The organism is Chitinophaga sancti (assembly GCF_034087045.1).
Taxonomy (GTDB): domain Bacteria; phylum Bacteroidota; class Bacteroidia; order Chitinophagales; family Chitinophagaceae; genus Chitinophaga; species Chitinophaga sancti_B.
This window is the reverse complement of the sequence record NZ_CP139247.1, coordinates 5647541-5659262: the sequence shown is the minus strand read 5'-3', so window position 1 is coordinate 5659262 and position 11722 is coordinate 5647541. Positions and strand designations below refer to the sequence as shown.

Genomic DNA, 11722 nt, shown 5'->3' with positions numbered 1-11722 from the left:
TATTATACCGTGAATAAAATAATATTCAACCAGCGTTACCCCAGGTTGCTGTTTTTGTCGCTTACTGCTGTCTTTGCCCTGCTGCATGCAGCCTGTAAGAAGGATTCTTTGGATGGCGCACCTGTCATAACAAACGTTAGAAATTATGCAGCTTCTCCTGCTGATACGCTTGTTAATTCCATCACTACTGGTCAATGGATAGTGTTGATAGGACATAACTTAAAGGATGCCGTTCAGATCTCCTTTAATGGCGTACCCGCCACTATCAATAGCATCATGTTTTCAGATACCAGTGCTACCGTATTGGTACCCGATATAATTCCATTTCCAACAGTGCCTGCGGAAAGCCTGAATACTATCCGCTATGATACCAAACACGGAACTACCACGTTTTCATTCGCCATCGTGGCGCCACCGCCCACCATTAGCAGTATTTCCAACGAAAATGCCCACGAGGGTGATTCTGTTTATATCTCCGGGTTAAATCTGTTTTTTATAAACGAAATAACTTTTGCCGGTACGCCAATTACCGAATATACATCAGCCAGTAATGGTACATCTATCGGATTTGTACTACCGGCGCTTTCACATAGTGGCCCCGTAGAGATCAGCACAAAATCCGGTACGGTGGTCACTGCCTTTAATGTAAACGATCCTGTGACCGGCGTTCTCTGTGATTTTGATAATATCAATACTTTAAGCTGGGGCACCGGCACAGATAATAGCAGCGTCAATTTCCCTGGGAACAGGGGCTATTATGCTGTGTTAAACAATGATATTCTGCCTGCCGGTGATGGCAATTGGTGGAATTGGCAACGGAGTATAAATACCAACGATGTACAGTGGATTCCTCAGGACAGTTTAGCCGTTCCTGTTGATCAATACGCTATTAAGTTTGAGATCAGTGTTCCTGCTGCATGGACCGGCACTTCTATGTATGTAGTAAAAGGGAACTCATTTGACTATATGGCTCGCTATGAGCCGTGGCAAGGCTCAGATGGCACTGTTTCCCCTTTTACCACTAAGGGTTGGCGCACCGTCACCATTCCATTATCAATGTTCAGGACCAATGACGGTAAAGGTGCGGCCGCTGAAAGCCTGACCACTTTGCTGGGCAGTTCGGCCAATGGATCTGTAAATATCCATACCAAAAATTTTTCTGCCTCTCCTTCGGCCTCTGGTTTACATGCCGCCATCGATAATATCAGGGTAGTGAAGATTCAATAGTATCGAAATTTTTAACCAAATATCATAATTATGACAACAAGAGGTTTGTGCGGATTTATCGGATTAATGATTTCCGTTGTAACGTTTGCCTATTGTAGTAAAAAGAACGTAATTACGCCTGAATTGGAGGTTTCCTTATCTGAAATTGTTTTTGAGGCAGATGGAGGCGCCTCGGATATAACGATTTCCAGTAACGTAGATTGGACTATTAATAATCCTGGTTCTTCCTGGTTGGCGTTAAGTCAGTCAACCGGTAATGGTAGCAAGGCTTCCGTTCGGTTGACGACCACACCCAATACCACTGGTGCAACCAGATCGGCTGTACTGGTGGTAAATGCAGGAAATAGTCAGATGCGCAGGATTAACATCTCACAAGCCAGCAGTTTATATCCTGGCTACAACACATCACCTGCTCCGGCTAATTCAACCGGTATGGAAAGTACCGCTGTACAGTTGGTCGCTAAATTTAAACTGGGCTGGAACATTGGCAATACCATGGAAGCTATTGGAGGAGAAACTGCATGGGGAAATCCTTTGATTAGTGAAAGTTACATTCAATTTGTAAAACAACAGGGATTTAATGCCATCCGCCTTCCGGTTTCGTGGAACCAGCATTCTGACAAAGCAACAGCCAGGATCCAGGATGCATGGCTCGAACGTGTAAAACTGGTGGTTCAATATTGTGTAAATAACGACATGTACGTTTTACTCAATATTCACTGGGATGGCGGCTGGCTGGATCACAATATCAATAAGGCAAAGCAGGATTCAGTCAATGCCAAACAAAAAGCATTCTGGGAACAGATTGCGACCACCATGCGTGATTTTGATGAACACCTGATGTTTGCCAGCGCCAATGAACCTCCGGCCGAAAATGCGGAGCAAATGGAAATACTCACCGGGTATCATCAAACCTTCATCAATGCAGTTCGCTCCACTGGTGGACGTAACAGCTACCGGGTACTAGTGGTGCAGGGGCCGTCAACGGATATTGACAAAACCAATAACCTGATGAATACACTCCCCTCAGATATCGTGAAAGATCGCATGATGGTGGAAGTTCATTACTATACTCCATACCAGTTCTGTTTAATGGAAGAAGATGCGTCCTGGGGTAAAGTATGCTACTACTGGGGTGCAGAACATCATTCAACCATTGAACCTGATCGGAATGCCACCTCGGGAGAAGAAAGTGACGTAAACAAATCCTTTGGTAGTATGAAGACCAAATTTACAGACAAACAAATTCCTGTTATACTGGGCGAATACGGAGCCTACAGACGTAACGGGGGTAAATATGTTCCTAAAGATCCGGACACCCACAACGACGCCGTTGATTATTGGTTGACCTATATAACTAAACAGGCACTCGCCAATGGTATGAAACCCTTTTTCTGGGATACAGGTGGTGCTTTGGACCGGAGAAATAATACGGTGCTTGATAAACGTACCATTGATGCCCTTGTGGCCGGTGGTCTTTAAAATATCTTCAGATGAATAAATCTTCCATACTTTTTATTATCACCATTTTGATCATAGGATTGAATGCGACAGCACAGGTAGTCAATCCCTTTTTTCAGGAGAAGCATCTCACTACGACCGGCATTTATTACTATCCCGAGCATTGGAACGAAAACCAGTGGGAGCGGGATATAAAGAAAATTGCAGGTATGGGCTATGAGTTTGTACACCTGGCTGAATTTGCGTGGTTTAAAATGGAGCCAGAAGAAGGGAAATTTGAGTTTGCATGGCTGGATAAGGTGATAGCCCTCTGTACCAAATACAACCTGAAAGTGGTGATGTGTACTCCTTCCGCCACCACGCCAGCCTGGATGAGAACAAATTATCCGGAAACTTTTGTGATGGACGGTCATTATATCCGTGGAGAGCATGGCACACGTGGATTAGGATCAATCGTTCATCCTGCCTATCGCAGGTTTGTAGAAAAAATTGTAGTTGAAATGGCCAGGCGTTACGGACAACATAAAAATGTGATTGGCTGGCAACTTGATAATGAGCCTGATGCCAAACCTGATTACAGTCCGGCTTCACAGGAAGCATTCAGGCAGTGGCTAAAAAACAAATACAACACAATAGATGCGCTAAATACCGCCTGGGGTACTGCCTTCTGGAGTCAGTGGTACAACGACTTCAACCAGGTTATCATTCCCAATACCACCCTGGTGGGCTGGTGGGGCAATAACCCTCATGCTTTGCTTGATTTTAAAAGGTATTCGGCCGACGCCCAGGCGGAATTCCTCGATTTTCAGGCAGCTACACTTCGACGCTTCATTTCGAAGGACCAGTTTGTGACGACCAATTATACAGCGGTATCCACGGGTGCTGATCCGCGGCGGACAAAACAGCTGGATTTTGCAACCTATACCGCTTATCCAAATGGAGGTACCCATAATATTGGGGATCTTGGATTCAGGTTGGGAAACAGCAGCGTTATCCTGTTTGCAGCTGAATATTATAAATCAGTAGGGGGCGTGTCGGGAGTAATGGAAATTCAACCCGGCCCGGTAAACTGGGGTAGTTACAACCCATTGCTGTTACCCGGTACTGTACGAATGTGGCTATACCACACTTTTGCAGCAGGCGGAAAGCTTGCCTGTTCCTACCGGTTTCGTCAGATCAATTATAGTGCGGAGCAATACCATGCGGGTGTAATACAAACAGATGGTGTAACCCCTTCGCAGGGTGGTGAGGAATACATGCAATACATGAAAGAAATAAAGGAACTGCGGAAACGATATAAGCCTGGAACTTCCATGCCTGAAAAACTGGCTGCCCGGTCAACAGCTATTCTCTGGAACCTGGAAAATTACTGGACGATTGACCGGCAAAAACAGACCTCGCAATGGGATACCTGGAATTATCCGATTAAATTCCTGGAAATAGCAAAGTCATTTGGAGCCCCTGTAGATGTGATCCCGGAGACGGCTGATTTGTCGAAGTACAAATTTGTGATTATTCCGGCCTACGAGATGGTGGATAGTGCTTTAGTAAAAAAGTGGCAGGAATACGCTGCAAACGGAGGGCACCTGATTCTTACCTGCCGTACAGCCACTAAAGATCGCATGGGACATTTCTGGGAGGCCGAATGCGCCGCTCCTATATCAGGACTGATAGGTGCGCAGGTGAAAGCAACAGATATGCTTTCTGGTAACGCCAAAGGCGATCTCCTGATGGGTACTACCCATTACAGTTGGAATAACTGGGCCGATTTACTTGCACCTGATAAGCATACAGAAACACTCGCTGTATTTGATAACCAGTTTTATAGCGGAAAAGCAGCAGTTGTGAAACATAAGGTTGGCAAAGGTACTGTTACCTATATCGGTGTGGATACAGATGATGCTAAACTGGAAGCGGACTTACTGAAACAGATTTATAACAGCGCAGGTATTACCACTGAAAATTATCCCCCTGGCGTATTTGTGTATTGGCGGGATGGCTTTTATGTGGCCGTAAATTATTCTTCGGAGAATTATACGATGAATATGGGGCAATCAGCCAGTGTTATTGTGGGCGATAAAATATTAACGCCTGGTGGAGTGCTGGTCTGGAGCGAGTAATTAAAACAAAGGTTAAAATATTATAAAATGAAAGGAATTACATTACTATTGACACTACTGCTTTTAACCATTTCTGACATATTGGTTGCTCAAACAAAAAAACAGCAACCGCCAATCATCCCGGACAGGGTTATCAATATTGATTTCAACAAAACATCGGGAAAACTGAACACGATGTTTAATGACTGTGTTGGCGCAGGCCGCGCGAACGAAGGACTTCGGGCAGACTGGCAGCAGCAGCTTGCCTATGTAAGAAAAGAATGCGGTTTCAGGTATATCCGTATGCATGGACTGTTGACAGACGACATGGCGGTTTATACTGTCGACAGTAAGGGCAACCCGATGTACAACTATATGTACATTGATGTTTTATTCGACTTTTTACATAGCATAGGCATGAAGCCCTTTGTTGAGTTAGGCTTTATGCCTGCTGCGCTGGCCAGCGGGTCCAAAACTATCTTCTGGTGGCGGGGTAATGTAACCCCGCCAAAGGACTACGAAAAATGGGCAGCATTGGTCAGGGATCTTACCAGGCATTTTACGGAACGTTATGGCGCTGAGGAAGTAAAAACCTGGTATTTCGAAGTCTGGAACGAGCCTAACCTGGATGGTTTCTGGGCGGGAACACAGGAAGACTACTTCAAATTATATACCTACAGCGCGAAGGCTATTAAAAGCGTTAATTCCTCTTATCGCGTAGGTGGCCCGGGTACAGCCGGAGCTGCCTGGGAGCCTGAAATGATTGCCTATTGTGGAAAAAATAATGTGCCGATAGATTTCATCAGCACCCACGCCTATGGCGTAAAGCAGGGATATCTCGATGAATTTGGGAACTCAGGTACCGTTCTTGATAAAAATCCCATGAGCGTTAGCGGTGATGTACTTCAATCGCGGAAGGAAATTGACAGTTCCACTATGCCTCACCTGGAGCTTCATTACACTGAATGGAGCGCTTCTTATACCCCGGCCGATCCTATCCACGACAGCTATCATGAAGCTGCCTATGTACTACAAAAAATAAAGCAGGTGGGTAAGGCGGCCAATTCAATGTCATATTGGGTATTTACTGACATTTTCGAAGAGCCAGGACCACGTTTTACGCCGTTTCACGGTGGTTTCGGTATGCTGAACACTCAGGGAATCAACAAACCGGTGTTCTATGCCTACCAGTTTATGAACAGGCTGGGAAGTATTGAATTGGTCAATAACGATTCCACTTCCTGGGTATGCAGGGATTCCACAGGAAATATCCAGGCGCTGGCCTGGGATTTTACCAATACTCATCCAGGCGATTCTGTACATAATCAGCAATATTATATCCGCGATCTTCCTTCAAAATCAAAAGGAAAACTGAAGGTAAATATTGTAAATGTGCCTGATGGGACGTATGCACTCGAAATATATAAAGTTGGCTATCATAGCAATGATGCATATTCCAGTTATCTCGCCATGGGAAAGCCGGCACAGCTAAACAGACAGGAAGTAGAACAAATAAAGAAGCAAAACGATGGTTCGCCCGTTACCAGGGAAATTATTGCTGTAAAAGCAGGTGTCCCTTTTACAAAAGAATTGGAGATGCGTGAGAACGATGTTTTCTTTTTAAATATGATCAAACTTTAATGATATAGGTATTAAACGACGCGCCGTTCCAGGTTGATACGGCGGCAGAACTATTGGGTGAAAATTCTATTGCAAACAATTAGTAAAAACAAAACAATGAGTAAGAAAACCATATTGCTTTTGTTGTGCCACGTTATACTTTATACCGCCATTGCACAAAATGTTACTATCTCAATTAATTCAACTCAAAACAAACGCTTGATTTCTCCATACATATATGGCCGAAACGAAGGCTTTGATAAATCGGTACAATTTTATAAAGACGCTGGTTTACGTTTTGCCCGTATGAACGGAGGTAATAACGCAACATGTTATAACTGGCGTAAAAAAATTACGGTCCATCCGGACTGGTATAATAATGTGTATGGAACTGATTGGGATGCATATGCACAAAACATTGCAGCCAATTATCCTGATATACAGGGTATGTTTGCCTTTCAATTACTGGGTAGAGCGGCATCCAACACCAATAACAACTTCGATGATTGGGCTTACAACCAGTCTCAGTATTGGGCTGGGGTTGGTCAGAATTTAGCCGGCGGAGGTGTACCCAATACGCAGGACCCTTCCGGTAAGGCTTTGGTAGAAGGCGATATTAATTTATTTACACAGTTATGGCCTGCCGACTCTTCTGTGGGAATCCTTAATCACTGGTTTGGGACCAATGGTTTAGGACTAAACAAAAATAAATTTTTATATTGGAATATGGATAATGAAGTAGATATCTGGAGTGGTACCCATGATTATGCCATGCCAACGCAGATATCTGCCGCAACTTTTATGGATAACTACATTACACTGGCAAAAAAAGCCAAAGCTTTATATCCTGGTATTAAGCTCTGCGGACCTGTTACCACTTCGGAATGGCAATGGTACAAATGGTCAAATGAAAGTATTTACGTAAATGGCAGGTATTATTGCTGGCTTGAGTATTTTATAAAACGCCTTGGAGATGAGTATAAGGCAACCGGTATCAAGCTGGTTGATGTAGTAGATATTCACAACTATCCCTGGTATAATAGCGATGACGATGCGGCACTGCAGGGGCACAGGATTTATTATGATACAACATATGACTATCCGGGTTCAAATGGTATTAAAACACTCACTGGCGGATGGGATGCCTCATTGACAAAACAATATATTTTCAAGCGTATCGAGGGCTGGTTGACCGAACATTTTGGCGCGAACCATGGCATCACATGTGGTATAAGCGAATGGGGGACCATGTCAAGCAGTAACCCAAGCCTTGAATCTGTAATATATGCTTCGCATCTTGGTACATTTGCCAACAATGGCGTTGAATTCTTTTCTCCCTGGAACTGGTCTGTTGGCATGTGGGAAACATTACACCTCTTTAGCAGGAATGCAAAGAAATATAGTGTTTCAAGTACTTCCTCTCTCGAAAATACGGTATCTGCTTACTCTTCTGTAAATGAAAATGCCGACTCTTTAACCGTGATACTGGTAAACCGTGATAGGACTAATTCCCGCACCGTTACCATCAATTTAAGCAATTTCGATGTTGCCAATGGAAACTACCAGACATTACAGTTGTCATCTTTACCGGCCACGGAAAGTTTTGTATCGCACACGCAAAATGCCCTTCAACAAAATACCGTAGCCGCAAACTCAAATTCAATTACCATCACTGTGCCGGCTCTTTCTACAACGGCAATTCTGCTGCATAAAGCCACTGTTCCTGTTACGTACGTGACGCTGGCAAACCGTACCACCGGATTACTGATGGATGGTATGTACAGGTACTCCGATGGATCCAATGTGGGGCAATGGAGTAACAGCGGCAGTGATGCACAGCAATGGACCCTGGAAACTAACGATGGCTATGTAAGGATTAAAAACCGTGCTTCCGGCCTGTATCTTGATGGCATGGGCAGAACATCCAATGGCTCTATAGCAGGACAATGGAGCAGTAGTAACAGCTATAACCAGCAATGGCAGCAGGTTACATCAGGAAGTTATATCAAGCTGAAGAATCGTGCTACCGGATTATACCTGGACGGCCTGGGCCAGAATACCAACGGCGCTGATGCAGGGCAATGGTCAGAAAGCAGCAGTAATAATCAGTTATGGTCAATAGGGACTGTTGCTCAGGCCCGGAAATCAACAGCTACGGATTCTTTATCATTGCAGCAGGCACATGAGTCAACCAACCATCATGTGTCATTATACCCAAATCCTTTCACGTCAACTTTTAATATAGCGATTGACAAAACTGAGGAAGTAAAACGTATTATTATATGCGACCTTGCAGGCAGGCAGCTTGAAACGGTTAAACGTACTTCGGTTTCAAGCCTGATGTCCATGGGCGCTTCCTTGAAAACCGGTACATATATAATTCGGGTAGAAGCCGCAAAATGGGTAAAAACATTCAAGGTTGTTAAGATAAATTAGTCCAAAATAATATTGATATGATTATTCGTATGATGAAATATTGGCTTTGTGGAGTCGCTTTCTTCTTGTGTTCAGGTAGTAATAACTATGCCCAGAAAAAGGCTCCGGATCCATATGGCCCGGTACCAACGGAAAATCAAATGAGATGGCAGGAGATGAAATATTATGCTTTTGTCCATTTCTCCTTAAATACTTATACGGATCAATCCTGGGGATTTGGCAATGAGGATGTAAAGTTATTTAATCCGTTGAAACTGGATTGCCGCCAATGGGCCCGGATATGCAGGGATGCAGGTATGAAAGGAATTATACTTACCGTAAAGCATCACTGCGGTTTTTGTCTCTGGCCGTCTAAATACACGGAGTATTCTGTGAAAAATGCGCCATGGAAAAATGGCCATGGCGATGTGGTGCGTGAATTGGCTGATGCCTGTAAAGAATACGGCTTAAAACTGGGTATCTATCTATCCCCCTGGGATAGAAATAGCCCCGATTATGGAAAGCCGGAGTATATCACTTACTTCCGGAATCAGCTGACAGAACTCCTCACTAATTACGGACCGATTTTCGAAGTATGGTTTGACGGCGCCAATGGTGGTTCAGGATACTATGGCGGTGCTAATGAAACACGCACAATTGACCGCACTACCTATTATGACTGGCAGAATACTTATAAGCTGATCCGCAGGCTACAACCTGACTGCGTAATATGGAATGACGGTGGTGACAGGGCCGATCTACGCTGGGTAGGTACTGAAGGTGGCCTGGTGGGCGAAACGAACTGGAGTTTGCTAAATGCCAAAGGCGAGGTGGAATGGAATATGCTGCATCATGGTCTGGAAAATGGGGATTCCTGGGTGCCCGCCGAAGTCAATACTTCCATCAGACCAGAATGGTTCTATCATCCACATGAAGATGGCCAGGTAAAAACGGTGCCGCAATTAATGGAAACTTACTATAATTCCATAGGACGCAATGGTACATTACTGCTTAATTTCCCGATCATGCCCAATGGGCTGATTCATCCAAACGATGAAAAAGCAGCGCTCGGATTGGCCAGGGCTGTCAAGGAAGCATTTGCCGTGAACCTGGCTGCAAATAAGAAGGCGAGTGCCACCAATGTTCGCGGAAATGCCAATGAGTTTGGCCCCGATAAGTCTGTTGATAATAGCAACGATACCTATTGGGCCACTGATGATGATGTGACTAACGCGTCGCTAACGATAGATTTTGGTAAACCAACCACGTTCAACCGTTTCCTGGTACAGGAATATATCCGGTTAGGACAACGCGTGAAATCCTTTACTGTAGAGGGCCTTGTTGATGGACATTGGGTGCAGCTAGCAAAAGCTACCACCATCGGGTATAAGCGTATCCTTCGTTTTCCGGCGATTAAGGCAACAGCGGTTCGGTTGAATATTACTGGTTCGAAAAGCTGCCCTGTCATTTCCAGTATCGGCATTTACAATGCACCGCAAATCCTTGCTGCTCCTGCTATTACCAGAAATCAATCTGGTGAAGTAACCATCACTCCGGCGGATATGGAGTCGGTTATTTACTACACACTGGCTGGTGAGCAGCCTACTTCAAAATCAAAAAAATACACTGATCCCTTTCTGTCAGAGGGTAAAATGGAAATAAGTGCTATTGCTTATGAACCAGCTACAGGTAAAAGTAGTCCAGTGTCCAAGGAAAAATTTGATATTTCCCGGAAGAACTGGAGAATTGTCGGATTAGCCGATGAAAAGGCAAACCTGATCCTGGATGGAAATCCATCTACTGCGTGGCATCAAAGTAAGGATGAAAAAATGCCTGTTGATCTGGTTCTCGATTTAGGAGAGGAACAAAAGCTATGTGGGTTCAAATATCTGCCAGACCAGGGAAACACCACGGGGGCAATTGCAAAATATCAATTTTTTGTTTCGCCCGATAATAAGGCGTGGAAGCAGGTAGATGAAGGAGAGTTTCCAAACATAAAAAACAACCCATTGTGGCAAACGAGAAGCTTTACACCAATAAATGCCCGTTATATAAAACTCCGTGCAGTGCGTGAGGTGAATGGTAATAATGATGCCGGATATGCGGAAGTAGACGTGATCACAAAATAGTTAATCACCTGCCGTATAACTGTAACTTCGATCCGATAAAATTTACAAGGATTGTAACGAATGAAAAAGATAGTAAGACTAGCAGTGTTTTTAGCGGTAGCGATTTTTTATCAGTCAATATGTTCTGCCCGGATTTCTTTACCTGCGACTGGGAATGATAATTTGCTTTTGCAAAAGAGTATCGGTATTCCGGTAAAGGGTACCAGCTCTTCCGGAGGTATTCAACGAAAGCAATTATTTGATGATGGCTGGAAGTTTTTTTTAGGCGATATACCGGAGGCTTCAAAAAATGACTTCAATGACAAAGATTGGCGAAGCCTCAGTTTACCGCACGATTGGAGCATTGAAGGAACGATAAACCCCAAAAATCCAACCGGAGGAGCAGGCGGCTATTTTCCTGCCGGTATTGGTTGGTACCGGAAAACCTTTCCTGTTCCCGGCGAATGGGAAGGCAAACACATTTCCATTTATTTCGAAGGTGTATATATGAACGCAGAGGTTTTTATTAATGGGAAATCGCTGGGGATTTATCCGTACGGTTATACTTCGTTTAGTTACGACCTTTCACCTTATCTTGTGTTTGGGGAGGATAATGTCATATCAGTCAGGGTAGACAATTCTCAACAGATAAATAGCCGGTGGTATAGTGGTTCCGGTATTTATCGCCATGTTTGGATGATGGTGACAGAACCTGTACATGTGGCACAATGGGGTAATGTAAGCATCAGGGCACTTTAATTTTTTGAGGCTGTGACATTACAATATTAATCT

Annotated in this window: 7 protein-coding genes; all 7 read left to right on the top strand. The window is 44.1% G+C overall.

Translation table 11 applies throughout. From position 1 onward, the window contains the following. Positions 1 to 9 precede the first annotated feature (9 nt). The 7 genes from SIO70_RS22895 (at position 10) to SIO70_RS22865 (ending at position 11689) form a co-directional block, all read left to right on the top strand. Positions 10 to 1227, top strand: a complete 1218-nt coding sequence (locus SIO70_RS22895; RefSeq protein WP_320574654.1) for a glycan-binding surface protein — start codon at positions 10 to 12, stop codon at positions 1225 to 1227. A gap of 30 nt (positions 1228 to 1257) precedes the next feature. Then, positions 1258 to 2709 (top strand): cellulase family glycosylhydrolase, encoded by a 1452-nt coding sequence (locus SIO70_RS22890; RefSeq protein ID WP_320574652.1) that lies wholly within the window; start codon positions 1258 to 1260, stop codon positions 2707 to 2709. 11 nt (positions 2710 to 2720) lie between these two features. Continuing rightward, entirely contained in the window at positions 2721 to 4808 is a 2088-nt protein-coding gene (locus SIO70_RS22885) for a beta-galactosidase (RefSeq protein ID WP_320574650.1), read from the top strand. A gap of 27 nt (positions 4809 to 4835) precedes the next feature. Next, positions 4836 to 6428 (top strand): GH39 family glycosyl hydrolase, encoded by a 1593-nt coding sequence (locus tag SIO70_RS22880; protein ID WP_320574648.1) that lies wholly within the window; start codon positions 4836 to 4838, stop codon positions 6426 to 6428. Positions 6429 to 6524: 96 nt separating this feature from the next. Then, positions 6525 to 8843, top strand: coding sequence for an RICIN domain-containing protein (locus tag SIO70_RS22875; protein ID WP_320574646.1), 2319 nt, complete (start codon positions 6525 to 6527; stop codon positions 8841 to 8843). Positions 8844 to 8860: 17 nt separating this feature from the next. Further along, positions 8861 to 10951, top strand: a complete 2091-nt coding sequence (locus tag SIO70_RS22870) for a discoidin domain-containing protein (RefSeq protein ID WP_320574644.1) — start codon at positions 8861 to 8863, stop codon at positions 10949 to 10951. Between the two features lie 60 nt (positions 10952 to 11011). Further along, complete coding sequence (locus SIO70_RS22865) at positions 11012 to 11689, top strand: sugar-binding domain-containing protein (RefSeq protein WP_320574642.1); 678 nt, start codon at positions 11012 to 11014, stop codon at positions 11687 to 11689. The last annotated feature ends 33 nt before the right edge of the window (positions 11690 to 11722 follow it).

Coding starts and splice junctions, on each gene's coding strand:
- SIO70_RS22875 (WP_320574646.1), top strand. CDS start 6,525: ATGAGTAAGAAAACCATATTGCTTTTGTTGTGCCACGTTATACTTTAT.
- SIO70_RS22885 (WP_320574650.1), top strand. CDS start 2,721: ATGAATAAATCTTCCATACTTTTTATTATCACCATTTTGATCATAGGA.
- SIO70_RS22890 (WP_320574652.1), top strand. CDS start 1,258: ATGACAACAAGAGGTTTGTGCGGATTTATCGGATTAATGATTTCCGTT.
- SIO70_RS22865 (WP_320574642.1), top strand. CDS start 11,012: ATGAAAAAGATAGTAAGACTAGCAGTGTTTTTAGCGGTAGCGATTTTT.
- SIO70_RS22880 (WP_320574648.1), top strand. CDS start 4,836: ATGAAAGGAATTACATTACTATTGACACTACTGCTTTTAACCATTTCT.
- SIO70_RS22870 (WP_320574644.1), top strand. CDS start 8,861: ATGATTATTCGTATGATGAAATATTGGCTTTGTGGAGTCGCTTTCTTC.